This window comes from Pseudomonas sp. GW821-FHT03C07 (genome assembly GCF_059420925.1).
Map to the genome: position 1 here is coordinate 62236 of NZ_JBWKUQ010000016.1, position 25029 is coordinate 87264.

Annotated in this window: 20 protein-coding genes and 1 pseudogene; 13 read left to right on the plus strand and 8 right to left on the minus strand. The window is 62.6% G+C overall.

The window, feature by feature from the left end:
- Positions 1–22: 22 nt before the first annotated feature.
- The 4 genes from iolG (at position 23) to AC07VG_RS25270 (ending at position 4847) form a co-directional block, all read left to right on the plus strand.
- Positions 23–1036, plus strand: coding sequence for a bifunctional inositol 2-dehydrogenase/D-chiro-inositol 1-dehydrogenase (gene iolG / locus AC07VG_RS25255; protein WP_495022089.1), 1014 nt, complete (start codon positions 23–25; stop codon positions 1034–1036).
- Positions 1037–1192: 156 nt separating this feature from the next.
- A complete protein-coding gene (locus tag AC07VG_RS25260; RefSeq protein WP_495001845.1) occupies positions 1193–2119 on the plus strand; it encodes a sugar ABC transporter substrate-binding protein in 927 nt (308 codons plus the stop codon).
- A gap of 70 nt (positions 2120–2189) precedes the next feature.
- Positions 2190–3758 (plus strand): sugar ABC transporter ATP-binding protein, encoded by a 1569-nt coding sequence (locus AC07VG_RS25265; RefSeq protein WP_495001846.1) that lies wholly within the window; start codon positions 2190–2192, stop codon positions 3756–3758.
- Positions 3759–3824: 66 nt separating this feature from the next.
- Complete coding sequence (locus AC07VG_RS25270; RefSeq protein ID WP_495001847.1) at positions 3825–4847, plus strand: ABC transporter permease; 1023 nt, start codon at positions 3825–3827, stop codon at positions 4845–4847.
- Between the two features lie 67 nt (positions 4848–4914).
- On the opposite strand, the gene AC07VG_RS25275 is transcribed toward AC07VG_RS25270, so the two are convergent.
- Positions 4915–5937: a glycosyltransferase family 9 protein gene (locus tag AC07VG_RS25275; protein WP_495022090.1), complete on the minus strand. Its 1023-nt coding sequence runs from the start codon at positions 5935–5937 to the stop codon at positions 4915–4917.
- A gap of 239 nt (positions 5938–6176) precedes the next feature.
- Here AC07VG_RS25275 and AC07VG_RS25280 point away from each other — a divergent pair.
- Both AC07VG_RS25280 and AC07VG_RS25285 read left to right on the plus strand, forming a co-directional pair.
- Positions 6177–6941 (plus strand): annotated as a pseudogene (locus AC07VG_RS25280) (MCP four helix bundle domain-containing protein); the annotation flags it as partial.
- Positions 6936–7799, plus strand: coding sequence for a methyl-accepting chemotaxis protein (locus AC07VG_RS25285; protein WP_495001935.1), 864 nt, complete (start codon positions 6936–6938; stop codon positions 7797–7799). The pseudogene AC07VG_RS25280 and the gene AC07VG_RS25285, both read left to right, overlap by 6 nt.
- A gap of 127 nt (positions 7800–7926) precedes the next feature.
- Here the strand turns inward: AC07VG_RS25285 and AC07VG_RS25290 are convergent, their stop codons facing one another.
- Both AC07VG_RS25290 and AC07VG_RS25295 read right to left on the minus strand, forming a co-directional pair.
- Positions 7927–9111 carry an MFS transporter gene (locus AC07VG_RS25290; protein WP_495022091.1) on the minus strand — a complete coding sequence of 395 codons (1185 nt, stop codon included), beginning with the start codon at positions 9109–9111 and terminating at the stop codon, positions 7927–7929.
- A gap of 89 nt (positions 9112–9200) precedes the next feature.
- Positions 9201–10391 (minus strand): serine hydrolase domain-containing protein, encoded by a 1191-nt coding sequence (locus AC07VG_RS25295; protein WP_495022092.1) that lies wholly within the window; start codon positions 10389–10391, stop codon positions 9201–9203.
- A gap of 125 nt (positions 10392–10516) precedes the next feature.
- Between AC07VG_RS25295 and AC07VG_RS25300 the strand changes: the two genes are divergently transcribed.
- On the plus strand, positions 10517–11410 hold the full coding sequence (locus tag AC07VG_RS25300) for a LysR family transcriptional regulator (protein WP_495001851.1): 894 nt from the start codon (positions 10517–10519) through the stop codon (positions 11408–11410).
- A gap of 6 nt (positions 11411–11416) precedes the next feature.
- Here AC07VG_RS25300 and AC07VG_RS25305 read toward each other — a convergent pair whose 3' ends face one another.
- A complete protein-coding gene (locus AC07VG_RS25305) occupies positions 11417–12226 on the minus strand; it encodes a DUF1460 domain-containing protein (protein ID WP_495001852.1) in 810 nt (269 codons plus the stop codon).
- 217 nt (positions 12227–12443) lie between these two features.
- On the opposite strand from AC07VG_RS25305, the gene AC07VG_RS25310 reads away from it, so the two are divergent.
- Positions 12444–12659, plus strand: a complete 216-nt coding sequence (locus tag AC07VG_RS25310; protein WP_100941607.1) for a TOBE domain-containing protein — start codon at positions 12444–12446, stop codon at positions 12657–12659.
- A 13-nt stretch (positions 12660–12672) separates the two neighbouring features.
- Here the strand turns inward: AC07VG_RS25310 and AC07VG_RS25315 are convergent, their stop codons facing one another.
- A complete protein-coding gene (locus AC07VG_RS25315) occupies positions 12673–14031 on the minus strand; it encodes a sensor histidine kinase (RefSeq protein ID WP_495022093.1) in 1359 nt (452 codons plus the stop codon).
- Positions 14009–14698 (minus strand): response regulator transcription factor, encoded by a 690-nt coding sequence (locus AC07VG_RS25320; RefSeq protein WP_495001854.1) that lies wholly within the window; start codon positions 14696–14698, stop codon positions 14009–14011. The genes AC07VG_RS25315 and AC07VG_RS25320 overlap by 23 nt, the downstream gene beginning before the upstream one ends.
- Positions 14699–14869: 171 nt before the next feature.
- On the opposite strand from AC07VG_RS25320, the gene AC07VG_RS25325 reads away from it, so the two are divergent.
- From AC07VG_RS25325 to AC07VG_RS25345, 5 genes are all read left to right on the plus strand, one after another.
- Positions 14870–15592: a response regulator transcription factor gene (locus AC07VG_RS25325; RefSeq protein ID WP_495001855.1), complete on the plus strand. Its 723-nt coding sequence runs from the start codon at positions 14870–14872 to the stop codon at positions 15590–15592.
- 226 nt (positions 15593–15818) lie between these two features.
- Complete coding sequence (locus AC07VG_RS25330) at positions 15819–17261, plus strand: efflux transporter outer membrane subunit (RefSeq protein WP_495022094.1); 1443 nt, start codon at positions 15819–15821, stop codon at positions 17259–17261.
- Positions 17258–18463: an efflux RND transporter periplasmic adaptor subunit gene (locus AC07VG_RS25335; RefSeq protein ID WP_495001857.1), complete on the plus strand. Its 1206-nt coding sequence runs from the start codon at positions 17258–17260 to the stop codon at positions 18461–18463. The genes AC07VG_RS25330 and AC07VG_RS25335 overlap by 4 nt, the downstream gene beginning before the upstream one ends.
- A complete protein-coding gene (locus tag AC07VG_RS25340) occupies positions 18460–21579 on the plus strand; it encodes an efflux RND transporter permease subunit (protein WP_495022095.1) in 3120 nt (1039 codons plus the stop codon). The genes AC07VG_RS25335 and AC07VG_RS25340 overlap by 4 nt, the downstream gene beginning before the upstream one ends.
- Before the next feature lie 170 nt (positions 21580–21749).
- Positions 21750–21956 (plus strand): hypothetical protein, encoded by a 207-nt coding sequence (locus AC07VG_RS25345; protein ID WP_495001859.1) that lies wholly within the window; start codon positions 21750–21752, stop codon positions 21954–21956.
- A gap of 153 nt (positions 21957–22109) precedes the next feature.
- Here AC07VG_RS25345 and AC07VG_RS25350 read toward each other — a convergent pair whose 3' ends face one another.
- Together AC07VG_RS25350 and AC07VG_RS25355 are read right to left on the minus strand one after the other, a co-directional pair.
- Positions 22110–23258, minus strand: coding sequence for a MalY/PatB family protein (locus tag AC07VG_RS25350; protein WP_495022096.1), 1149 nt, complete (start codon positions 23256–23258; stop codon positions 22110–22112).
- 91 nt (positions 23259–23349) lie between these two features.
- Entirely contained in the window at positions 23350–24930 is a 1581-nt protein-coding gene (locus tag AC07VG_RS25355) for a sensor domain-containing diguanylate cyclase (RefSeq protein ID WP_495001861.1), read from the minus strand.
- Positions 24931–25029 lie beyond the last annotated feature (99 nt).

Below are 25029 nucleotides of genomic sequence, written 5' to 3' on the forward strand. Positions count from 1 at the left end.
GCACGCCAACAGGAGTTTTTCCATGTCTTTAAAGCTAGGTGTCATCGGCACCGGTGCCATCGGTCAGGATCACATTCGTCGTTGCAGCCAGACCCTGCTCAACAGCCAGGTGGTGGCGGTCACCGACATCAACCTGCAACAGGCGGCCAAGGTGGTCGCCGACCTGCAACTGAGCGCCGAGGTCTACCCGGACGGTCATGCGCTGATCAAGGCGGCGGAAGTCGAAGCCATCCTGGTCACCTCCTGGGGCCCGAGCCACGAGGAGTTCGTGCTGGCGGCGATCGCGGCCGGCAAGCCGGTGTTCTGCGAGAAGCCGCTGGCGGTCACGGCCGAAGGCTGTCGCAAGATCGTCGCCGCCGAAGTGGCCCACGGCAAGCGCCTGGTCCAGGTCGGTTTCATGCGGCCCTACGATGAAGGTTATCGCGCCCTCAAGGCGGTGATCGACAGCGGCCAGATCGGCGAGCCGTTGATGCTGCATTGCGCCCATCGCAACCCGAGCGTGGGCGAGAACTACAAGACCGACATGGCCATCACCGACACCTTGATCCACGAGTTGGACGTGCTGCGCTGGCTGCTGGCCGACGACTACGTGTCGGTGCAGGTGGTGTTCCCACGCAAGACCAGCAAGGCCCTCGCGCACCTGAAGGACCCGCAGATTGTCCTGCTGGAAACCGCTCGGGGGACGCGGATCGACGTCGAGGTCTTCGTCAACTGTCAGTACGGCTATGACATCCAGTGCGAAGTGGTCGGCGAAACCGGCATCGCCAAGCTGCCGGAACCTTCGCAAGTGCAACTGCGCAGCGGCGCCAAACTGTCCAACGCGATCCTGATGGATTGGAAAGACCGCTTTATCGCCGCCTATGACGTCGAGTTGCAGGCGTTTATCGATGGCGTGCGGGCCGGCCAGGTCGGTGGCCCGTCGGCCTGGGATGGCCTGGCGGCGGCGGTGGCAGCGGATGCCTGCATCGAAGCCCAGGGCAGTGGGGCGATTGTCCGCATCGCGTTGCCTGAGCGTCCGCATTTTTACGGCCGATGAAAAAGAAAATAAATTTCTAAAACAGATTGATATGGAAATTATTTTCCAATAAAGTCGATTTTAGATTGTCGAGGGTCAGTGGTCATTCGCTGGCCGGTTACTGAAAGAGTCACGTTTGATCCATAAAACCAACAAGAATGTGGAGAAAGACTTTTCATGAAAACCAAGATCCGTTTCACCTCCCTTGCCCTGTCCCTGATGCTCGCCAGCGGTGCTGCCTTCGCCGACATGAAGATCGGCGTGAGCATGTCGCAGTTCGATGACACCTGGCTGACCTACCTGCGCGAATCCATGGACCAGAAAGCCAAGTCCATGCCTGACGGCGTGAAACTGCAGTTCGAAGATGCCCGCGGCGATGTGGTCAAGCAACTGAGCCAGGTGGAAAGCTTCGTCAGCCAGAAAGTCGACGCCATCATCGTCAACCCGGTGGACACTGCCGCGACCAAGAAAATCACCGATGCGGCGGTCAAGGCAGGGATTCCGCTGGTCTACGTCAACCGCCGGCCGGATGACCTGAACCTGCCCAAGGGCGTGACCACCGTCGCCTCCAACGATCTCGAAGCCGGTCAGATGCAGATGAACTACCTCGCCGAGAAAATGAACGGCAAGGGCGACATCGTGATCCTCCTCGGCGACCTCGCCAACAACTCCACCGCCAACCGCACCAAGGGCGTCAAGTCGGTCCTGGCCAAGTACCCGAACATCAAGATCGAGCAGGAGCAGACCGGTACCTGGCAGCGCGACAAGGGCATGACCCTGGTCAACGATTGGCTGACCCAGGGCCGCAAATTCGATGCGGTGGTCGCCAACAACGACGAGATGGCCATCGGTGCCTCCATGGCGCTGGAGCAGGCCGGGGTGAAAAAGGGTAGTGTGCTGATTGCCGGGGTCGATGGCACCCCGGATGGCCTGCGTGCGGTGAAAAAAGGCGATATGGCGGTCTCGGTGTTCCAGGATGCCAAGGGCCAGGCGGTCGGCTCCATCGACTCGGCGGTGAAGATGGTCAAGCACGAGCCGGTCGAGCCGGCGGTGTGGGTACCGTATCGCCTGATCACCCCGGAAAACGTCGCTCAGTTCAAATAGTCAGTCCGTTCGATAAAAACAATAAGCAAGCAAGGTCGCACTGCCCACCTTGCTGATGGAGTATCTGATCATGTTCGCTTCAGCGACTGCTTCGAGCAACCCGCTGGTGGGTATCCAGCCAACCGCCATACCTGTCGATGAGCCGTACCTGCTGGAGATTGTCAACGTCAGCAAGGGTTTTCCCGGGGTAGTGGCGCTGTCCAACGTACAACTGCGGGTGCGCCCGGGGTCGGTGCTGGCCCTGATGGGCGAGAACGGTGCCGGCAAATCCACCCTGATGAAAATCATCGCCGGCATCTACCAGCCGGACGCCGGTGAGCTGCGCCTGCGCGGCAAACCGGTGATCTTCGACACGCCGCTGGCCGCCTTGCAGTCCGGGATCGCGATGATCCATCAGGAACTCAACCTGATGCCGCACATGAGCGTCGCCGAGAATATCTGGATCGGCCGCGAGCAGCTCAACGGCTTCCACATGATCGACCACCGGGAAATGCACCGCTGCACGGCGAAACTGTTGGAGCGGCTGCGCATTGACCTCGACCCGGAGGAACACGTCGGCAACCTGAGTATCGCCGAACGGCAGATGGTCGAAATCGCCAAGGCGGTGTCCTACGACTCCGACATCCTGATCATGGATGAGCCGACCTCGGCCATCACCGACAAGGAAGTCGCCCACCTGTTCTCGATCATTGCCGACCTCAAGTCCCAGGGTAAGGGCATCATCTACATCACCCACAAAATGAACGAAGTGTTCGCCATCGCCGATGAAGTGGCGGTGTTCCGCGACGGTGCCTACATCGGCCTGCAACGGGCCGACAGCATGGACGGTGACAGCCTGATCTCGATGATGGTCGGGCGTGAGCTGAGCCAGTTGTTCCCGGTGCGTGAAAAGCCGATCGGCGATTTGTTGCTGTCGGTACGCGACCTGCGCCTGGAGGGCATTTTCAAAGGGGTTTCGTTCGACCTGCATGCCGGCGAGATCCTCGGCATCGCCGGGTTGATGGGCTCAGGCAGGACCAACGTCGCCGAAGCGCTGTTCGGCATCACCCCGAGCGATGGCGGTGAAATTCGCCTCGATGGCCAACTGATACGGATCAGCGACCCGCACCTGGCCATCGACAAGGGCTTTGCCTTGCTCACCGAGGACCGCAAGCTCAGCGGCCTGTTCCCGTGCCTTTCGGTCATGGAAAACATGGAAATGGCCGTGCTGCCGCATTACGTCGGCGGCAACGGTTTCATCCAGCAGAAGGCCTTGCGCGCCCTGTGCGAGGAGATGTGCAAGAAGCTGCGGGTGAAAACCCCGTCCCTGGAGCAGTGCATCGACACCTTGTCCGGGGGCAACCAGCAGAAGGCCTTGCTCGCCCGGTGGTTGATGACCAATCCGCGCATCCTGATTCTCGACGAGCCGACCCGTGGCATCGACGTCGGCGCCAAGGCCGAGATCTACCGGCTGATCGCCTACCTCGCCAGCGAAGGCATGGCGGTGATCATGATTTCCTCGGAGCTGCCGGAAGTGCTCGGCATGAGCGACCGGGTGATGGTCATGCACGAGGGCGACCTGATGGGCACCCTCGACCGTGGCGAGGCGACCCAGGAGCGAGTCATGCAGTTGGCCTCCGGGATGACCGCGGTTCACTAGTTGTTCAACGAACAGAGGCCGGCAGCGGTGCTCCGCTGCGGCAACGCGATAGAAGGGTGAGTGGTTATGAACGTGATACTGGAAAACAAGCCTGCAACGGTGTCGGTCAAGAGTCGCCGGCGCCTTCCCACCGAATTGAGCATTTTTCTGGTACTGATCGGCATTGGTCTGGTCTTCGAGCTGTTCGGTTGGATCGTGCGTGACCAGAGTTTCCTGATGAACTCCCAGCGGCTGGTGCTGATGATCCTGCAGGTCTCGATCATTGGCTTGCTGGCGATTGGTGTCACCCAGGTCATTATCACCACTGGCATTGACCTGTCGTCGGGCTCGGTGCTGGCGCTCTCGGCGATGATCGCCGCGAGCCTGGCGCAAACCTCGGACTTCGCCCGGGCGGTGTTTCCGTCGCTGACCGACCTGCCGGTGTGGATCCCGGTGATCGTCGGGCTCGGCGTGGGACTGCTGGCGGGGGCGATCAATGGCAGCATCATTGCCATCACCGGCATCCCTCCGTTTATTGCCACCCTGGGCATGATGGTCTCGGCCCGTGGCCTGGCGCGTTACTACACCGAAGGCCAGCCGGTGAGCATGCTCTCGGATTCCTATACGGCCATCGGCCACGGCGCGATGCCGGTGATCATTTTCCTGGTGGTGGCGGTGATCTTTCATATCGCCCTGCGTTACACCAAGTACGGCAAGTACACCTATGCCATCGGCGGCAACATGCAGGCGGCGCGCACCTCCGGGATCAACGTCAAGCGCCATCTGGTGATCGTCTATAGCATCGCCGGGCTGTTGTCGGGGCTGGCCGGGGTGGTTGCGTCGGCACGGGCCGCCACCGGGCAGGCAGGCATGGGCATGTCCTACGAACTGGATGCGATTGCCGCCGCGGTGATCGGCGGTACCAGCCTGGCGGGCGGGGTGGGACGGATTACCGGCACGGTGATCGGCGCGCTGATCCTCGGGGTCATGGCCAGCGGCTTCACCTTTGTCGGCGTCGATGCCTATATCCAGGACATCATCAAGGGGCTGATCATCGTGGTCGCGGTGGTCATCGACCAATACCGCAACAAACGCAAGCTCAAGCGCTGAGTTTGCCGTAAACAAAAAGGGCCTGTTCAGGCCCTTTTTGCGTACTGATGTTTCTCTCTCGCGAAGGTCAGGCCACTGTGGACGGAATGGCGACTGAAGCCCGTTGTGTCGGCGCATCAGGCAGATAGCGCGCAACGGCCTGATAAACCTCATCCACCGAAATGTTATCCATTCCGTCTTTTCGAATGATGCTGTGATGGGTGTGTACGGGATACGGCCCTGTCTGCGCCGGATCGGTTTTCCCGCAGAGCAGGACCATCGGTCGCTCTACCGCGCAGGCGACGTGCATCGGGCCGGTATCGCCAGTCAGCAGTAGCTGACAACGCTGGAGTACCGCCGCGAGTTGGCCGACATTGGTTTTGCCAATGAGATTCAAGATATGCGGATGGGGGGTCAGCGCGTCGGCGGCAAAGGCCTCGCTGGATGAGCCCGTGAGCACAATATGGACAGCCGGGTGTTGCGTCACCAGGCGCTGTACCAACTGATCAAAACGCTTGAACGACCAGCTCCGCGTGTCTTTGGTCATCAGGAAAGGAAACAGCTTGTGCAAGAAGCGCTGGCCCTTTTTCGAAATCTGATGACAGCCCATGTGCAAGGCAATCACAAAAGGTTCAGGGGCCGCCGGGATACTCTTCAGTAATCGGTCGGCGTCTGCCTTGTCCTGTGCATTGACATTGAGTTCATAGGGGCCCGCTGGAAATTCAGCCGCCGATGGCAGTTGCTGAAGCACGAAGCGATAAAAATTTTCCGAGTAGTGAAAGGCGCCTTCATAGCGAGGAAGCATCAAGACCCGAGGAATGTCTTTTAGATACTCGGTGACTTTGTTGATGTTCTGTAAGGGCAATACGGCGTCATACTCGGCGGCCAGTTGGGCGATGGGGCGCTCTTTGGCGGAGTAGAGCGTGTTGATGCAACTGTTGTGGGCGAGCAATTCATGGGACAGCGCTGACAACGCCACGGCATCTATTTGAGCATGCGGTTTTGCCTGGCGCAGGGCACGGATACCGGGCGTTGCAAACAAGGTGTCGCCCAGGCGGTGCGGAGCAACCAAGAGAATTTTTTCTGCTGCCTGTAGCGGATTGGTTGTCATGCGCAAGGGATCCGGTTCGGGTTTCGAGGGCGACGGTTCGCGGGGTGACAGACTATCGTAAAAAAGGGGAGATTTTCCAATCGGCGGGTTTTTCCAGTGATTTCTCCGGATCGAGAAGCGCCGTTGCCACGCGGCGCTGAAGAAAACCGCCGCCAGGTCGATAACCTTATGGCCGGGATCGCCTGCGATCCGGCCGTGGCCTGTTGTCTTCCGTCCCCGTTCAATGCGAGATCCCGCCCATGCTGTTGAGAAATATCCGGATTGCACCCCGAGCGTTCATTGGTTTTGCCGCTATCGCCTTGCTCAGTGTGTTCCTGGGCGTGTTCGCGCTGAAGCAGATTCGCGATGTCCAGGCCCAGGCCGCCGATATCCAGAACAACTGGTTGCAGCGGGTGCGGGTGCTGGCCTCGGCGAACGCATCGCTGGACCGTTACCGCCTGGGCTCCATGGCCCATATCCTGTCTTCCAGCGCCGCGGACATGAAGGTCTACGAAGACAAATCGGCCGGACGCCTGCAAAGCGTTCATGAGCAGATGTCGATTTACGCGGGCTTGCTGACCAGCGGCGACGACAAAGGGCGGTTGGATGCCTTCAACCGCAGCCTGGAGGCGTATGCCAAGAATCACCTCGAGTTGCTCAGGCTCTCGCGGCAAGGGGACAAGGCCGGTGCCAACAGCTACCTCTCGACCATCCGCGAATCCTATGAGCAGATGACCAAGAACCTTGATGACCTGATCGAACATGCGAACCAGGGCGCGGAGCTGGCTGGCAAACAGTCGGCCAGCACCTATGACAGCGCGGTGGCGGGCATCGGCCTGGTGATTCTGCTGGTGGGTGTCGGCACCGTGCTGGTGGCCTGGTTGCTCACCCGCAGTATTACCGTACCGATCATCGAGGCGGTCCAGGTCGCGGAAACCATTGCCAAGGGCGACCTGACGCAACCGATCAATCCGGCCGGCAACGACGAAGCCAGCCGTTTGCTCGCGGCCCTGGCGGTGATGCAGGGCAGCTTGCTCACCACCCTCAAGCAAATCACCCATTCATCGACCCAACTGGCCTCGGCGGCCGAACAGTTGAATGCGGTGACGGCCGAGGGCAGCCGCGACCTGCAACAGCAGCACGGTGAAATCGAACAGGCCGCCACCGCCGTGACCGAGATGACCAGCGCCATTGAAGAGGTGGCCAGGAACGCCTCGTCCACCTCGGACCTGTCCCAGGAGTCGCGGACCATTGCGCTGAAGGGGCAACAGCGGATGATCGAGGCGGTGACGGCGATTGCCGCGCTGACCCGTGGCGTCGAGGTCAGTTCCGAGCAGATCGGTGGCCTGGCGGAGCAGGCGCAGGGCATCGGCAAGGTGCTCGATGTGATTCGCACCATCGCCGAGCAGACCAACTTGCTGGCGCTCAATGCCGCGATTGAAGCGGCGCGCGCCGGTGACGCCGGTCGGGGGTTTGCGGTGGTCGCGGATGAAGTGCGGGCCTTGGCCCATCGGACCGCGCAGTCGACCCGGGAAATCGAAGAGATGATCGGCAGCATCCAGACCGGCACTGCCAATGCGGTGAGCGGCATGCACAACAGCAGCAACATGACCCGCCAGACCCTGGAACTTGCCGAGGCGGCCAAGACCGCGCTGGCGGAAATCGTCGAGGCGAACGACGAAATCAATAACCGCAACCTGGTCATCACCACGGCCGCCGACGAGCAGGCGCATGTGGCCCGTTCAGTGGATCGCAATCTGCTGAATATCCGCGAGTTGTCGATTCAGTCTTCCGAGGGCTCGCACCAGACCACTGCGGCGTCGCAGTCCCTGGCCCACCTGGCCAGCGAACTCAACACCTTGGTCAAGCACTTCCAGATCTAGGCTCTCAAGCCTGACCGACGCCGCTTCGGTCCGAGCCCCCGACGCCCTGCAACAGGCCAGCCTGCCTCCCGGTAGGCTGTGCCGGCACAGCGGTCCCTCAGTCAATGCTTGTGCAGCGGCGCGTCATTCAATCTGCGGCGATGGGGACACGGCCGTTGTTGGCCGCACCGCTGAAGAACTGCACTTTTATCGCAATGACCAGTACGGCCAGTCCGGCAAACAGCAGACCGCTGTACAGGGTGCCCTGCAAGCCCAGGCGCGCGAGGAACCAGCCACCGGTCGTGGAACCGATGGTCACGCCCAGATTGATGAAGGAAATGTAGAGGCCAGTGGCGAACTCAGGTGCCTCCGGGGCCTCGGACGTCAGCCAGACCTGGGTGACGATCAGGCCGCTGGTATGTGTCGCCCCCCAGATCAGCATGATCAACAGCATGGCCGGCAAGGACGGACTGGCGAACAGGTACAGCAGGCCGTAGGTGCCGGCCAGCAGGATCGGATGCAGCAGGGTGGTCCTGACCTTGTTCTGGCCGATCAGCTTGCCGGCATACAGGTTGCCGGCGATTCCGCCAATGCCGAACACCACCAGCAGGAGACTGATCAGCTGTGCGTTCATACCCGCTTCCTTGGCCAGGTACTCGGCCGAGTAGCTGTACACGGAAAACATCGCGGCAAAGATCAGGGTCGAGGCGGTGATATTCAGCCACAGCGGGAATTTGCGCAGGATCGCCAGTTGTTCCCTGTAGGACGCGCTCACCTTTTTCGGGGCATCCGGCAACTGGGCAATGATCCCCAGTCCCGCGATGCAGTTGACCGCCGCGCAAAACAGAAACGAGGTTTCATAGGAGAATTGCGCGGCGATCAGGGTGGTCAACGGCACCCCCAGGACCATGCCCAGGCTGGTGCCGACAAATGCCTTGGCGGCGGCCCGTGTCGACTCCCGGGGCGGGTACAGCGCGATGGCGGCGACGAACGCCAGTGAAAAGTACAGGGGGTGGAACAGTGCCGGGATGATGCGCAGCACCATCAGCGATTCGAAGTTCGTTGCGTAGGCCGACAGCACGCTGCTGCCGGCGAACACGAATAGCGCCAGGCTGAGCATTTTCTTGCGGTTGAAACGCGAGAGCAGCAAGACCACGAGCGGACCGGACAGGGCGATGATCAGCGCGAACATCCCCACCAGCAGGCCGGCCTGGGCGGGGCTGATGGCGAAGCGTTCGATAATCACCGGCAGAATGCCCACCACGCCGAATTCGAGGGTATAGACGCCGAACAGGCCCAGGGCCAGAAAGTAGATTGGATGGAGGATTTTCATGATCCGGACTCCAGGTCTCGGTGGGGCGGGAAGGGGGGAAGCGTCAGGCCCTGGCGCGTCCGAGCCTGCGTGAACCGTGGGGCACGGGGTTATTGGCCATAGACCGCGTTGCAGAGGTTGACGGTGAATGGCCCGGACATGCCTTCGAATGCGGTGTTGGTAAAGGCTACTACGCTCAGCTCCGCGGCCGGGTCGACGAACCAGGAGTGTCCGTAGGCTCCGCCCAGGCGCCAGCTACCGACGGACTCGGCGGTCTGTGCCGCAACCGGGTCCTTGAGCACCGTGAAACCCAGGCCGAAACCGCGTCCGGGCCAGTTGGCCAACGCCAGGTCGCCGCTCTGGTTGCTGCCCATTTGCGCGACCAGGGACTCGGGCAGCAACGGGGCGCCGCCTTTGCGCAGGGTTTCCAGGAGCTGGAGAAACTCTCCGGCGCTGCCGACCATGCCCGAACCACCCGAGTCGTAGGCCTGAGTATCCAAGACCCGGGCTGGTTCCAGGCGGATGCCGGCGGTGCCTTCAAACACCGGGACCACTTCCAGCGCCTGCATGCGCCGTGGCCGTGGCTGATCGTTGAGGTAGGCCGGACCAAGGCGGCCGACGTCGGTCACCCGGAAACCGGTGTCGCGCCAGCCCAGCGGGCGACCGACCCACTGGTCCACGGCCGCGGCCAGCGAAGTGTCGTTCACGGCGGCGATCACGCCGCCCAACACATCGGTGGCTATCGAGTAACCCCAGTCACTGCCTGGCTTGTAGAGCAAAGGCGCTTGGCCCAGGCGGCGCAGGTTTTCTTCCAGCGAGAGCGCCGTGCGGTCCATGCCATCGGAGACGCCGGCTGCGCGATAAGCGCCGTCCCGATTGTTTTCCAGGAAACCATAGGTGAGGCCGGCGGTATGGGTCAGCAAGTGGCGCACGGTCATCCGCGCCGGTGTGCCGTCGGCCAGGGTCGGCTTGAAGTACGGCAGCCAGCGGGTGATGTCGTCGTCCAGGCTGATACGGCCCTGGGCGACGAGCGCCAGGGCCGCCACCGAGGTGATCGGCTTGGAGACCGAGGACAGGCGGAACAGGGCGTCCTGGCGCATCGGCACCTGAGCCTCGCGGTCGGCGAGGCCGGCCGCGCGCTGATAAATCTGTCGCCCACGATGGGCGACCAGTACCACGGCGCCGACCAGGCGTTGCTCATGCAGACTCTGTTCGAGCACGGCATCGATGCGTGACGCCAGTCCGGCCGTCTCGACCGGGTGAAGGGATTGCACTGGACGTAGCGGTTCGTTGACAGACATAAAGGGCCCCGACTGATGAATGGATCAAGCTCAGGAGTCGATGGTAGAGCGGGGCGTATTAGGGAAACAGAGGTTACAATTCCGGGCTGTACGGACTTTTCTGTCCTCAATCAAGGGAGTGAGCGGTGGATAAGCTCAATGGTATTAGCGTGTTCGTGCAGGTCGCCGAAAGTCGCAGTTTTGTCGCTGCCGGCCGCGTGCTCGGAGTTTCCGCCTCGGCCGTCGGCAAAGGCATTGCCCGCCTGGAACACAAGCTCAACGCGCGGTTGTTCCATCGCAATACCCGCAGCATCAACCTGACTGCCGAGGGCGCGCTGTTCCTCGAGCGCTGTCGGCGAGTGCTCAATGAGCTGGAGGCGGCGGAGCAGGAGCTGTCCAGTTCCCGCGAGGCACCACGGGGCAAATTACGCATCAGCCTGCCGTTGCAGGGCAATGTGCTGTTCATGCAGCTTTCGTCCTTCATGCGCGAGTATCCGGAAATCCGCCTGGAACTGGACTTCACCGATCGCCTGGTGGACGTGGTCGAGGAGGGTTTCGATGCGGTGGTGCGCACCGGGCAATTGCACGATTCGCGGCTGATGGCCAGGAAGCTGGGTAGCTTCGAGTTTCATCTGGTGGGGGCACCGGGCTATTTCGCCGCCAAGGGTTATCCGCAAGCGGTGGAGCATCTGTTGGAACACCAGTGCCTGCATTACCGGATGCCCTCCACCGGCAAGCTGGAAAAATGGCCGTTGGCGGGACTGGTACAAGGCACTGAGTTGAAGGTGCCGGAGACGATGGTCTGCAATAACCTGGAGATGCTTATCCATACCGCCCGACAGGGCCTGGGCATCGCTTGCGTACCCGAGTTCGCCGTGCGCGAGGCGCTGGCGGGCGGAGAGTTGGAGTCGATACTGCCGGGGCGGATCCAGCGCACACTACAGATGCAGGTGGTCTGGCCGTCGAGTCGCTACCTGCCGCCCAAGCTGCGCGCATTCATCGATTTCATCTGCACGAGTGGGAAACCGTTGCCTGGCTGACCCGCTTCAGATCGCCCTGAGCACCACGATGCCCGGGGTTTTCCTGACGTAATCCAGGAACGGCGAATCCACCACCTTGTGGTTGGCTTCGCGGGCGGAGGCGTTGCGCAGCACCGGGCCCTTGTCGGTCATGATGAAGATACCGGTGTGGGTGACGTCCAGCCCTTCGGCCGGGGTGTAGATACCGATGTAGTCACCGGTTTTCAGGCGACTGACCACGGCGTCGTCGATCCACTCGCTGGGGATATAGGTAATGGCGCGCTCGACCGTGCCCACCGACGGGATCAGCGTGCCGCCGCTGCCGTCGCCTTGTGCGTTGAGGACCTTGGTGACGGTGGTCGCCCTCGGGCTGGCCTGCGTTGTCACATCCCGGGCATTGAGCGGCTGGGTGTGCGCCCAGTCGGTGAAGAAGTGCTTGCGCTCGGCGTAGCTGACCTTGCCCTCGGCGTAGCGTGTGCGCACCAGGTTTTCGACGAAGCGCGGCAGGCTGTCGGATTTGCGCAAGGCCTCGACGTAATCCAGGTAGGTAAAGCAATCCAGGCCGCGGAAGTCGATCACCAGCTTCTCCGGCGCGGTCGCGGAGCCGACCAGCATATGCGCCACATAGGGCGTGCCGAGGAAGTTGGCGGAGATATTCTTGATCCGTTCGCCTTGCTCATGGCCGGCGTGCTTGAGGATTCGGGTCTCGATGAACTCGATCTTGTGGCGCGTGTAGTCATCCAGCGTGACCGGATCGTCGAGGTGTTGCCGGGTGGTGAAACCACTCAACGCGAGCATCAGGGGCAAGCCCGATACCAACGCGATAACCTTGTTCATTGGCACTCCGCAGGGGTGCAGGAGACCCGCACTGGGTGATCGATTTTACATCACGGTTGCGACGACTCAATGAAACCTGGCGGTTTTCCGTTTGTTATTCCTTAATTGAATAAAATCATGATTATTTATTCCTTTTATAAGTTGTTGAGCTGGCGCATTTTAGCCTCCAGCACCTGAAACGCAGGTGTACCTCTCTCCACGAAAAGGAAGCAACCCCATGACGATCAAAGCGATCAACGTTCGTAACCAATTTCGCGGCGTCATCAAGGAAATTCTCATTGGCGAGGTGCTGTCCGAGATTGATGTGCAGACCGCGTCGGGGATCGTCACCTCGGTGATTACCACGCGCTCGGTACGCGACCTTGAATTGGCGGTAGGCAGTGAAGTGATCGCCTTCGTCAAATCCACCGAAGTCTCGATCGCCAAGCTCTGATGGAACGGTGCTTTCAGGCACTGACAATCAACTCGATCCGGCAACCCGGCTGCGCATCCTGCACCTCAAGGCGCATGTCATGCAGCCGGGCCACCGCCGCCACCATGCTCAGCCCCAGTCCGTTGCCCGCCGTATGCCGGCTGGATTCGGAACGGTACAGCCGGCGGAACACCGTTTCGCGCTCGGCTTCGGGAATCCCCGGACCATTATCCACCACGCACAGTCCGCGTCTGTCCGGGGCATCCATCACCGCCACCTGCACCCGGCTATGGTCAGGCGAAAACTTGATGGCATTGTCCAGCAGATTGCAGGTCGCATCGAACAGCAGCTGCGCATCGCCGAAGATCAGGCAGGGCTCGGGCGTGCCGCTCAAAGTCAACTCGATGCCACGCTCTTCGGCCAGCGGCTCGAAGAACTCGGCTGCATCGGCGGCGATGCGGTTCAGGTCGATCTCGGCAAAGCTGCTGCGCCGGGCACTGGCTTCTATCTCGGAAATCCGCAGCAGGGCGCGGAAGGTCGACAGCAACCCCTGGGCATCCTCAATGGCGTTGTCGATGGCTGCCGCGTATTCGTCTTCGCGCAGGTGCCGGCGCTGGGCCCGTTCCAGGCCCGCGAGCAAGCGGGTAAGGGGCGTGCGCAAATCGTGGGCGATATCGTCGCAGACGCCCTTGACCTCGCTCATCAGGCGTTCCAACTCGTCGAGCATCTGGTTGACCACCGTGGCGATACGGTCGATATCGTCACGGTTGCCGCGGGTCGGCAGGCGTTCGTTGAGGTCGCCCTTGACGATCCGTTCGATGGCGCGGGTCAGCACATCCAGCCGTCGGCGCGCCGAGTAGCCCAGCCCGACCGCCCCGAGCAAACCCACCAGCAGCAGCAACGAGCCGCCGGAGACCATCGCATTGACCAGCAACTCATCGAACTCGCGGATGTCATGGATATCCTGAGCCACCATCAGGGTCTGGCCATTGTCCAGGCGATGCATCATGAAGCGGATCGGGCGGTCTTTTCTGCGGGTCTTTTCCCAGTAGAATTCGTTGGGCTTGTCATAGCCCTTGAAAGCCGGCATTTCACTGACCGCCCCGGCAATCAGTTGGCCTTTGGCGTCGTAGATACCGTGGGGGACCCGACCGTCGATGTCCTGTTCGGAATGCTTGCGGATTTCCGCCAGGCGTAGCTCTTCGGGCTGTGCGCTGCGGTTGTCGATCTGCCGATAGAGGGCCGTATCGACCTCGGCCATCAAGTAGCCGGCAGTCTGCCAATAGAGGTAACCGAACAGCGCAAGGAACGAGCAACTGAACAGCGCCAGGGACATCAGCGCCGTACGGAAACTGATGGTGCGGGGGATTTCACGCAGGTGAACGGAGAACATAACCGGCCCCGCGAATGGTATGGATCATCGGTTCTTCGCCTTCGCCATCGACCTTGCGGCGCAAACGGCCCAAATGCACTTCGATGACATTGGTGCGTTCGTCGTAGGCGTAGTTCCACACCGCCTCGAACAGCATGGTCCGCGTCACCACCTGCTCCGCGTGCTGCGCCAGGTATTCGAGCAGGGCGTATTCCCGGGGCAACAGCTCCACCAACCGTTCACCGCGCTTGACGCTGCGCTTGAGCAGGTCCAGCTCCAGATTGCCAACCCGCAGGCGGTTGACCCGCTCTTCGCTGGGGGCGACCCTGCGGCGGCTCAAGGCATCCAGGCGCGCGGTCAGTTCGATAAATTCGAAGGGCTTGGTCAGGTAGTCGTCGCCGCCGGCCCGTAGGCCGCGAACCCGTTCGTCCAGCGCGCTGAGGGCGCTGAGGATCAGCACCGGCGTGGCGATACCCGAGGCGCGCAGGGCGGTGAGCATGCCCAGGCCATCGAGGGCGCCGGGTAGCATGCGGTCGAGCACGATGACGTCGAAACTGTCGCTGATGGCGCGCACCAGGCCGTCCCGACCGTTATCAACGTGGGTGACGTCGAAGCCGTGGTCTTGCAGGGCGGCTTCGATCTCCCGGGCAGTGGCGGGGTCGTCCTCGACGACCAGAACATGGGTCATGGGCACTTCGCAGAATGAGAGAGGGTGGTAGTCTTGCACTGCCCCCGGGGAGCCTGGCTGGTCAGTGCGTCGTGGTTGGCTTGTCGACCGGCATAGTGTGCCAAACCGGGTTTATCTGAAAGGTCGCGTCAATATGAAAAAAAGTTTAGCTGAGTCGGCTCGGAGCCGGTCTTGAGAATCCTGGTCATCGAGGATGACGCCCGAGCGGCCAGTTACCTGGTGCGCGGCCTCAACGAAAGCGGGCACGTCGCCGATACCGTCGCCGATGGTCGCAGTGGCCTGGACATGGCCCTGGAAGGGATCTACGACGCCTTGATCGTCGACCGCAAGCTGCCGGGGCTGGACGGTCTCGCGCTGGTCCAGGAACTGCGCCGCCAGGGCCTGCGCACGCCGGTGCTGATGCTCAGTGCCCTGGACTCCACCACCCAGCGGGTCGAAGGTTTGCGCGCCGGGTGTGACGACTACCTGGCCAAGCCCTATGCCTTCGTCGAGGTGCTCGCCCGGCTGGAAGCCTTGCAGCGTGGCCGTGACCCGGTGCTGGGATTGTCGCGGACCTTGCGGGTCGGCAGTCTGCAACTGGATTGCGCCGCGCGCACCGCCACCCGCGAAGGGCAGGTTATCGTCCTGCAGCAGCGCGAGTCGCTGATCCTGGAAAAGCTCATGCGTCACTGCGATGAGGTGGTGACCCGCAGCATGTTGCTGGAGAGTGCCTGGGACTATGACTTCGACCCCATCGACAACGTGATCGATAAACACATCTATCGGTTGCGTCGCAAACTGGACGCCGGGTTCAGCCATTCGTTGATCCAGACCGTGCCGGGGGTCGGGTACCGGTTGCTACAGGACGACGAAGACCCCCTTGATGCGCCACTGCGGTCAACGCCGCCTCTGTAGGAGCGAGCTTGCTCGCGATGGTCGTCCAGGCTCCGCTGGGTATCAGATGCCCCGCGTTATCGTTGACGTCCATCGCCAGCAAGCTGGCTCCTACAAGGAACCGCGTTCACATGATATTTACCTAAACTAAAATTTAGCTTTGGAGGAACGGGACGCGGGCCTCTGCCTGATAGCTTCGGAATCTGATCGATGGCTCTGCCACACAGGTTCTGGAGATATCCCGTAGATGCTGCTCACGCCGAAAATCGAGGCTTTTCATCCACCTCATGCCCCAAGCCGACTGTTCCGGGCCCTGGCCCTGGTCGGCTTGACGCTGCTGGGCGGTTGCTCGCTGGTGCCGGATTACCAGGCGCCGGCCTTGCCCCTGGCCCCGCAGTGGTCGGCCAAGGACCCGTCCGCGACCCCGGCTGACGCCGCGGGCGGACCCTGGTGGCGTGAGTTCCACAGCGCCGAGCTCGATGGCCTGATTGCCCGTGGCCTGAACGACAACTACAGCCTCAAGGCCGCCGTGAGCCGGGTCGACCAGGCCCGGGCCATCGCCCAGGTGGCCGGTGCCGGGCAATACCCCAACCTGTCCCTGGGCGGCAGCTACCAGCGCCAGAACAACTACGGCAGCACGAAAAAAACCAGCGTCTTCGCCGAAGCCACCTATGAGGTGGACTTCTGGGGCAAGCAGCGCGCCACGGCCGATTCCTCCCAGGCCCTGGCCAACGCCAGCCAGTTCGATGCCCAGACCCTGCGCATGACCCTCGGTGCAAGTATCGCCGACACCTATTTCCAGGTTCTCTCGCTGCAAGAGCGCGTGCGCCTGGCCCAGTCCATTGCCGCCGATGCCAGCCAGGTCCTCGACCTGGTACAGGTGCAGGCCAGCCAGGGCGCGGTGTCGAGTCTGGAAGTCGAACAGCAGCGCAATGCCCAGCAAACCTTCCAGGCCGCCGTGCCGTTGTTGCAACAGCAACTCGACGCGGCGCAGTACCAACTGGCGACGCTGGTGGGTGTGCCACCGGAAGGTTTCAAGGTCCAGCAGAGCGGGCTCGACACGCTCCAGGTGCCGCAACCCAAGGTCGGCCTGCCCGTCGGCCTGGTGCGTCAACGCCCGGATATCCAGGCCGCCGAGGCCCGCCTGGTGTCGGCCAACTTCGACGTCGGCGTGGCCCGGGCGGCGTTCCTGCCCAACCTTTCGCTGGACCTGCTCGGCGGTATCGACACCCTGGCCGGCGGGCATATCTGGAGCATGGTCGGCAGCCTGGCCCAGCCGGTGTTCAGCGGCGGCCAACTGACCGGGCAACTGCACGCCGACCAGGCCCATGTGCAGGAGCTGACCGCCAGCTATCGGGCCTCGATCATCGAAGCCCTGCGCGACGTGGAAACCCAGCTCAGCGCCGCGCGGCAACTGGACCAGGCCTATGCCCTGAACCAGGCCGCCGTCGGCTCGGCCCGTGAGGCCGCACGCCTGGCCCAGGTCCGCTACCGGCTCGGCTCCACCGATTTCCAGACGCTGCTGGTGGTCGAGCGCACCCAGTACCAGGCCGAAGACAGCCTGTTGCAGGTGCGCCTCCAGCATTTGCAGGCCGCCGTCGGCCTGTTCCGCGCCATCGGCGGCGACTTCAGCGCGCCAACCCTGGCTGCCGCCACATCTTCTTCTCTCTCTCAGGTCGTTCAGCCATGAAGCATTCACCCCAGGCGCCATCCCAACATCGTCGTCTGCGCCTCGGCCTGCTGGTCGTGGCCCTGTTCGGCGCGTCGTTGTTGATCAAAACCCAGTGGATCGACCGCGCCCAGGCGGCACCGGCAACCCCTGTTGATAGCGCCATCCCGGTGGTGATGCAGGCGGCGGGGCAGAAGGACCTGCCGATCTGGATCGACGCCATCGGCAATGTCCAACCCCTCAACACCGTCAATGTACGGGTACGGGTCGACGGCGAGCTGCAGAAAGTCCTGTTCACCGAAGGCCAGATGGTCAACGCCGGCAGCCAGTTGGCGCAGATCGACCCGCGGGTGTACCAGGCCCAGGTGGCCCAGGCGCAGGCGTTGGTCAGCAAGGACCAGGCGCAGCTTGCCAATTTGAAGGTCAATCTTGACCGGGCCAGTAAGCTGGCGGCGGCCAAGGCCGGCCCGACCCAGGATGTCGACACCTACCGCGCGCAACTGGCGGCCCAGCAGGCCACGGTCCAGGCCGACCAGGCGGCGCTGGAGAATGCCCGCCTGCAACTGGCCTTTACCCGGATCGACGCGCCATTCACCGGCCGCACCGGGCAACGCCTGCTGGATGTCGGTTCGATTGTCCACGGCGCCGATGCCACCGGTTTGGTGACCCTGACGCAGATGGACCCGATCTCGGTGGCCTTCGCGGTGTCCCAGGACGACCTGGCGCGGATCCTCAAGGAAAACGCCGTGGCGCCCTTGCAGGTGTTCGCCATGAGCCGCGACGGCCATCGACAGTTGGCCACCGGTTACCTGAGTTTTATCGACAGCCAGGTGATCGCCGCCAGCGGGCAGATCCAGCTCAAGGCGCAATTCCACAACGCGGGCCAACAACTCTGGCCTGGCCAACTGGTGGGGGCACGCCTGCTGGTGAATACCCAGAAGGCCGCCACCGTGGTACCGGCCAATGCCGTGCAGCAAGGGCAGAAGGGGGACTTCGTCTACGTGGTCAATGCCGACCAGCGGGTCGAGCCACGGCAGGTCACGGCGGCGACGGTGGTTGACGGGCAACAGTGGATCAAGGACGGCCTGGCGCCAGGTGAAGTGGTGGTGGTCCAGGGGCAGTCGCGGATTGCCCCCGGACTCAAGGTCAAGCCGATCAGCCTGGAATCGGATCCGGCGGCCCCTGAGCTGGCATTGACCGGCAGCACCGGAGGCAAGCCATGAACCTGCTCGCCGGGCTGATCCAGCGCCGCACCGGGCTGTGCCTGCTGGCCCTGGGGGTGATGCTGCTGGGCATCTTCGCCTATTTCCAACTGCCGGTGGCGCCGTTGCCGACGGTGGATTTTCCCACCATTCAGGTCACTGCCAAGCTCTCCGGGGCCAGTGCCGAGACCATGGCGACCTCGGTGGCGACGCCACTGGAGCGAGCCTTCGCGGCGGTGCCGCAGGTCACCTCGATGACCTCTTCGAGCTCCTCGGGCAAGACCCAGATCGTCCTGCAGTTCGACCTGTCGCGCAATATCGACGGCGCGGCCCAGGACGTGCAGACGGCAATCAACACCGCCAGCTCCACCTTGCCGAAAACCATGACCAGCACGCCGACCTTCAACAAGGTCAACCCGGCGGAGTTCACCGTGCTGTCCCTGGCCTTGACCTCGCCGACGCGGACCTTGCCGGAGCTCGATCGCTACGCCGACAACTACCTGGCCCAGCGCCTGTCGCAGATGCCGGGCGTGGGGCTAGTGGATTTCCATGGCGAGCAGAAGCCGGCGGTGCGCATCCAGATCGACCCGGATGCCCTGGCGGCCCGGGGCCTGACCCTGGAGGACGTGCGCAGCATCGTCGGCCTCAGTACCCTCGATCAACCCAAGGGCAACCTCAACGGCCAGTACCGCTCGGTGACCCTCAATGCCACCGACCAGTTGCTCGACCCCAAGGGTTATCGCGAGCAGGTGGTGGCCTACAAGGCCGGGGTGCCGATCAAACTCGGCGATCTGGGCCGGGTCATCGATGGCGCCGAGGACACCCAGCAGGCCGCCGGTATCGACGGCCAGCCGACGGTGATCGTCGACATCCACAAGCAGCCGGGCTTCAACGTGCTGTCGACCATCGCCAATATCAAGGCCAGCCTGCCGGCCCTGACCGCGTCCTTGCCGCGGGACGTCCAGGTCCAGGTGGTCGGTGACCGCACCCAGACCATCAACGCCTCGGTCAACGACGTGCAGTTCACCCTGCTGCTGTCCATCGCCCTGGTGGTCGTGGTGATCTTCGTGTTCCTGCGCAAGGCCACCGCGACCCTGATCCCGACCCTGACCATCCCGCTATCGCTGGTGGCGACCTTTGCCGTGATGTACCTGCTGGGCTACAGCCTGGACAACCTGTCGATCATGGGCCTGGCGATTGCCGTCGGTTTTGTGGTGGACGACGCCATCGTGGTCATGGAAAACATCGTTCGCCACCTGGAGATGGGCAAGTCGCGGATCCAGGCGGCGGTGGACGGTTTGCGTGAAGTGGGTTTCACCATTGTCTCGATGACCGTGTCGCTGATCGCGGTGTTTCTGCCGATCCTGTTGATGGGCGGTATCGTCGGGCGGCTGATGCGCGAGTTCGCGGTGACGGTCAGCGTGGCGATCCTGATGTCCGGCGTGGTCTCCCTGACCGTGACGCCGATGCTCTGCGCCTGGTTGCTCAAACCGGAGCACGACTCGCGTCCGAGCCGTTTCGGCGACGCCTGCGAGGCGGTCTACAAGCGGATTCACGAGGGCTATCGGCGCAGCCTGGAGTGGGTGCTCGATCACCAGCGCCTGACCCTGGCGGTAGCCGTCGCCACCTTCGTCGCCACGGCGATGCTCTACCTGTATATCCCCAAGGGCTTTTTCCCGCAGCAGGACACCGGGTTGATCCAGGGGGTCGCCGAAGCCGCTTCGGACATTTCTCCGGACGCCATGCGCCAACGGGTCGCGCTGCTGGCCGATATCGTCAGCGCCGATCCGGCGGTGGCCAAGGCCTATTTCTGGATCGGCCCCAACCCGACGGTCAGCCAGGGCCGGGTGATGGTCAACCTCAAGCCCTTCGATCAGCGCAGCGTCAGTGCCCAACAGGTGATCGCACGCTTGCAGCCGGCCCTCGACAAGGTCCAGGGCATCAAGCTGTTCCTGCAGGCCAACCAGGATATCCAGATCGGCGGCCGCGCCAGCAAGACCCAATACCAGTACACCTTGCAGGACCCGGACAGCCAGGAGCTGGACCATTGGAGCGGGCTGTTGCTCGAGCGCCTCAAGCAGTTGCCGCAATTGCGCAACGTCACCTCCGACCAGCAGCGCGCCGCGCCTCAGGCCACCCTGGTGATCGACCGACCGTCGGCGGCGCGTCTTGGCGTCAATGTGCAGGCGATCGACGACGTGCTCTATGACGCCTTCGGCCAGCGCCAGATCGCGACCATGTTCACCCAGCTGGACCAGAACCACGTTATTCTCGAACTCGATCCGCACTGGCAGATGTCCATCGACACCCTCAAGCACCTGTATGTGCGTTCGACCAGCGGGGGCATGGTGCCGCTGGATATGCTGGCCAGTGTCCGCAACGAGCTGGCGCCGATCGTCATCAACCACCAGGGCGTGTTCCCGGCCATTACCCTGTCGTTCGACCTGGCCCCCGGGCAGGCCCTGAGCGATGCGGTCAACGCCATCGAGAAGGCCTCGCTGGCGGTAGGCCTGCCCGACACGGTATCGGGGAGTTTTCAGGGCACCGCCCAGGCGTTCAAGGATTCGCTCAAGTCGCAACCCTGGTTGATCCTGGCGGCGATCCTGACGGTCTATATCGTCCTCGGCGTGCTCTATGAAAACGCCATCCATCCGCTGACGATTATTTCCACCTTGCCTTCGGCCGGTTTCGGCGCCTTGCTGGCGTTGATCATCTGCGGGCAGGACCTGTCGGTGCTGGGCATGATCGGGATCATCTTGCTGATCGGGATCGTCAAGAAGAACGCGATCATGATCGTCGACTTCACCCTGGAGGCCGAGCGCGGCGGTATGGCGCCCCGCGAGGCGGTGCATGAAGCCTGTCTGCTGCGCCTGCGGCCGATCCTGATGACCTCGCTGGCGGCGCTGCTCGGTGCCGTGCCGCTGGCGTTTGGTCACGGCGCCGGTTCGGAACTGCGCCAGCCCTTGGGGATCGCCATTGTCGGTGGGTTGGCGGTGTCGCAGCTGCTGACGCTCTACACCACCCCGGTGGTCTACCTGTGGTTCGACCGGTTGCGCGGGCAAAAAAAAGCTCGCGACAAAGGCGAGCCGAATGGGATTGAAGCGAGGAGTGAGCCGATCCTAGGCGTGCACAAGTGAAATCGGCGTGAAAGCCCTGGTCAGGAAAATGTAAATTTCGTGACCGGGTGGTCATTCGTCGGAACCTTGCGCCAGCGTCTGCCAATCGCTATTGATCGGCTACGCTCAATATTTTTGAAGCCTGCAGGCGTTTGCTGGCAGGGATCAATTATGTTGAGAAGGAGATGGCTATGAAGGACGTGTACATTTACGACAACGGGGACGAGTTTCCCATCAACAATCGACTGCGTTGCGGCCAGACTGCTTATGTCGCGGAGTTTGGCGGGGAGCCGCCGGTCGAGGTGGTAGCGGCGAAGGCCGTGAAGCCCGCGCCGACGCTGCTGGTCAAACCACCGTATTTTCCCAAGGCCAAGCCGCGCCTGAACAAACACGCCTGACCTTGTACCTGTAGGAGCCGAGCTTGCTCGCGATGGAGGTCAACGATAACGCGGGGCATCTGATACCCAGCGGTGTCTGGACGACCATCGCGAGCAAGCTCGCTCCTACATCAGATATCAGATTGGATGTGACGGTGTTTTCGCATCGCGCTTTCAGCGTCGGCGCAAACTCTGCTCCATCCGACTGATACCTTCCTCCAGCAATGCTCTCGGGCAACCGAAGTTCAAACGCACGAACTGCTTCGCGTTGTCGCCGAATTCGATACCCGCGCTCAAGCCCACCTTGGCCTCGTCGAGGAAAAACTGGTATGGGTCCGCCAGCCCCAACGCGCTGCAATCCAGCCAGGCCAGGTAGGTGCCCTGCGCCGGGTGCAGGACCACGCCCGGCAGCCGGGTTTCCACCGCGTGTTGCAGGTAGTCGCGGTTGGCCTGCAGGTACTCCACCAGCCCCTTGAGCCACGGAGCGCACTCGGTGTAGGCCGTGCAGGTGGCCTCCAGCCCCAGGGTGTTGACGCTGTCGACCATTCCCAGGCGGGAGGCGTTGAAACGCTCGCGTATCAGCGGGTCCTGGATAATGGCATAGGCGGTCTTCAGCCCGGCGATGTTATAGGCCTTGCTCGCTGACATCAGGGTGATGGTGCGCTTGGCGATCTCCGCGCTCAGGGCGGCGATCGGCACATGCCGACGGCCGTCGAAGCAGAGGTCGGCGTGGATTTCGTCGCTGATGATCAGCGCGCCCTGTTCCAGGCAGATATCCGCCACCTGTTGCAGTTCTTCCCGTGGGAAGACCTTGCCCAGCGGGTTGTGCGGGTTGCTCAGCAGCAACGCGCCGCCGCCGTGCAAGGCGTTGCGCAGGGCATTGAAGGGGGTGACGTAGTCCCCCTGGGCGTCACGCTCGAACGCCAGTTCGACTTTCGGCAGGTTCCAGTGCCCCGGCGCCAGACGCAGCGGGCGGTAGTTCGGCGTCTGCACCACGACGTTCTGGCCCGGTTGCACAAAGGCGTGCAACGCCATGTTGAAACCCGGCTCGACCCCCGGCAGGAAAATCAGCTCCTGGGGCAGCACGCGCCAGGCGTATTTGGCCCAGAGATCGGTGACGATGGCCTGGCGCAGGGCGTCCTGGGCCACGCTGTAACCCAGTTGCGGATGTTCCAGGCGCTGCTGCAGGGCCTGGGTGATCGCACTCGCCACCGGCAGGTCCATATCGGCCACCCACATGGGCAGGACGTCGGCCGGGTAGCGGCTCCACTTGGTGCTGCCGGTGTTGCGACGGTCGATCAGGGTGTCGAAGTTGAAGGTCATGCTGGTGGTCAATCTCGAAAGAAATCCCCGAAAGCGTCGGGTGTTCGTGGCCTGGGACGGCGGTCCGATGCGTGTCGCCAGGGGGGGCAGTCTAACTGTTCGGCGCATCCGGCGGGGTCTCATCATCGCCACGCACCACCCGGTTGCGTCCGCGATCCTTGGCCCGATAGAGGGCCTGGTCCGCCGCCTGGAGGACCTGGGCCACGGTCTGCCCACCCTGCGGCCAGCCGGCCACACCCAGGGAGATGGTCACCGGAATGCCGTTCGGGCTTTCGGTGTAGGCCATCGCCGTGCGCAAACGCTCGGCCACCAGGGTCGCTTGGGCCAGCGGGGTAGCGGGTAGCAGCATGAGGAACTCTTCGCCACCCTGGCGGCAGAGCACGTCGCTTTCCCGGGAGTGGCGACGGATCTGCTGGGCCAGGTGTTGCAGCACCAGGTCGCCGGCGCTGTGCCCGTAGCTGTCGTTGACCTGCTTGAAGTGGTCGATGTCCAGGGCGATCAGCGAAAACGGCTGCTGGCGGCTTTCCCAGTCGTCGAGGATCAATTGCAGGCCGCGCCGGTTGGTCAGGCCGGTCAGCGGATCGGTGACGCTTTCCTGGTTGAGCCGGCCCAGTTGCTGGTGCAGTGACATCAGGGCCTTCTGCATGGTGTTCTTCAACTGTGCGGCCTCGTAGTACCAGGCCTTGACCTTGCTCACCGACTGGGCGGCGGTGGAGGAGCCCCAATACTGAGTGGTATTGGCCAGTTGCCAGAGCGGTTTGCTGATCAGCGTCGAAATCCACCAGATGCCCAGCAGTGACAGCAGCAACAGTGGCACGGCATACCCGGCCACTTCCAGCATCAGCCGTTGCAGGCCCTCCAGGGTGACGGAGGTCGGTCGCTGGCTGATCACGCCCCAACCGATCCGCGGTACCGGCGCATACCCGGTGAGCATGTCGACGCCCTTGGAGTTGTGCAACCGCAGGCTGCCGGTCTCGCCGGCGATCACCGCGTCGATGGCCGGGTTGCCCTTGATCGTGTCGCCGATCCGCGCCGGGTCCTGGTGATAGATCAGTCGGCCCTGGGTATCGACTACATAGAGGTAGGAGCCGTCACGGTAATATTGCTCGCCCAGCAGCGAGTGCAGGATATTCGGTTCGTTGAGATAGATACCGGCGCCCAGGTAGCCCAGGTAGTTGCCGTCACCGTCGAAGATCGGATGCGAGATCTGGATCATCAGGTGGTTGTTGGCCCCGACATAGGGGCTTGAAATATAGGGTTGGCGCACCGCGCTGGCCTGGCGAAAGCCCTCGCTGTTGGGAGCGGTGCCGGTCAGGTTCATTGACAGCGGAGAGGATGCGATGATCTTGCCGTCCGCGCGGATGATGATCACCGAGTTGAAGCTGCCGGTCTCGCGGCGCAGCCGATGCGCTTCCTGCCACAGTAGGTCTGGCTGGTCCCAGATCGCGGGGAGCAGCCCGGCACTGAAGGCCAGTTGCTGCTGGGTCGACTTGAGGAAGTTGTTGGTGCTGTTCGCCAACTTCAGGGCATAGATCCGATTGGCTTCCAGGGTCTGTTCCATCAGGAAGTTGCGCTGGGTCTGATAGCTGGCGAAGAAGAGATTGCCGGCAGTCAGGGTGACGACGGAAAGCGACAGCAACAGGATCAATCGGCGGAGGTCGATGCGTGGCATGGATTTCTTATAAAAATAATGGCGGGCCCGGGCAGCCTGAGGTGCAATGATAGATCAGAGCGCCCGGCAGCCCTATGGGCCTGGCATAAAAAAACGGCG

Bases quoted from the DNA above. Each gene is read 5' to 3' on its own strand.
- iolG (WP_495022089.1), top strand. From the start codon at position 23: ATGTCTTTAAAGCTAGGTGTCATCGGCACCGGTGCCATCGGTCAGGAT.
- AC07VG_RS25260 (WP_495001845.1), top strand. From the start codon at position 1,193: ATGAAAACCAAGATCCGTTTCACCTCCCTTGCCCTGTCCCTGATGCTC.
- AC07VG_RS25265 (WP_495001846.1), top strand. From the start codon at position 2,190: ATGTTCGCTTCAGCGACTGCTTCGAGCAACCCGCTGGTGGGTATCCAG.
- AC07VG_RS25270 (WP_495001847.1), top strand. From the start codon at position 3,825: ATGAACGTGATACTGGAAAACAAGCCTGCAACGGTGTCGGTCAAGAGT.
- AC07VG_RS25275 (WP_495022090.1), bottom strand. From the start codon at position 5,937: ATGACAACCAATCCGCTACAGGCAGCAGAAAAAATTCTCTTGGTTGCT.
- AC07VG_RS25285 (WP_495001935.1), top strand. From the start codon at position 6,936: ATGCAGGGCAGCTTGCTCACCACCCTCAAGCAAATCACCCATTCATCG.
- AC07VG_RS25290 (WP_495022091.1), bottom strand. From the start codon at position 9,111: ATGAAAATCCTCCATCCAATCTACTTTCTGGCCCTGGGCCTGTTCGGC.
- AC07VG_RS25295 (WP_495022092.1), bottom strand. From the start codon at position 10,391: ATGTCTGTCAACGAACCGCTACGTCCAGTGCAATCCCTTCACCCGGTC.
- AC07VG_RS25305 (WP_495001852.1), bottom strand. From the start codon at position 12,226: ATGAACAAGGTTATCGCGTTGGTATCGGGCTTGCCCCTGATGCTCGCG.
- AC07VG_RS25310 (WP_100941607.1), top strand. From the start codon at position 12,444: ATGACGATCAAAGCGATCAACGTTCGTAACCAATTTCGCGGCGTCATC.
- AC07VG_RS25315 (WP_495022093.1), bottom strand. From the start codon at position 14,031: ATGTTCTCCGTTCACCTGCGTGAAATCCCCCGCACCATCAGTTTCCGT.
- AC07VG_RS25320 (WP_495001854.1), bottom strand. From the start codon at position 14,698: ATGACCCATGTTCTGGTCGTCGAGGACGACCCCGCCACTGCCCGGGAG.
- AC07VG_RS25330 (WP_495022094.1), top strand. From the start codon at position 15,819: ATGCTGCTCACGCCGAAAATCGAGGCTTTTCATCCACCTCATGCCCCA.
- AC07VG_RS25335 (WP_495001857.1), top strand. From the start codon at position 17,258: ATGAAGCATTCACCCCAGGCGCCATCCCAACATCGTCGTCTGCGCCTC.
- AC07VG_RS25340 (WP_495022095.1), top strand. From the start codon at position 18,460: ATGAACCTGCTCGCCGGGCTGATCCAGCGCCGCACCGGGCTGTGCCTG.
- AC07VG_RS25345 (WP_495001859.1), top strand. From the start codon at position 21,750: ATGAAGGACGTGTACATTTACGACAACGGGGACGAGTTTCCCATCAAC.
- AC07VG_RS25350 (WP_495022096.1), bottom strand. From the start codon at position 23,258: ATGACCTTCAACTTCGACACCCTGATCGACCGTCGCAACACCGGCAGC.
- AC07VG_RS25355 (WP_495001861.1), bottom strand. From the start codon at position 24,930: ATGCCACGCATCGACCTCCGCCGATTGATCCTGTTGCTGTCGCTTTCC.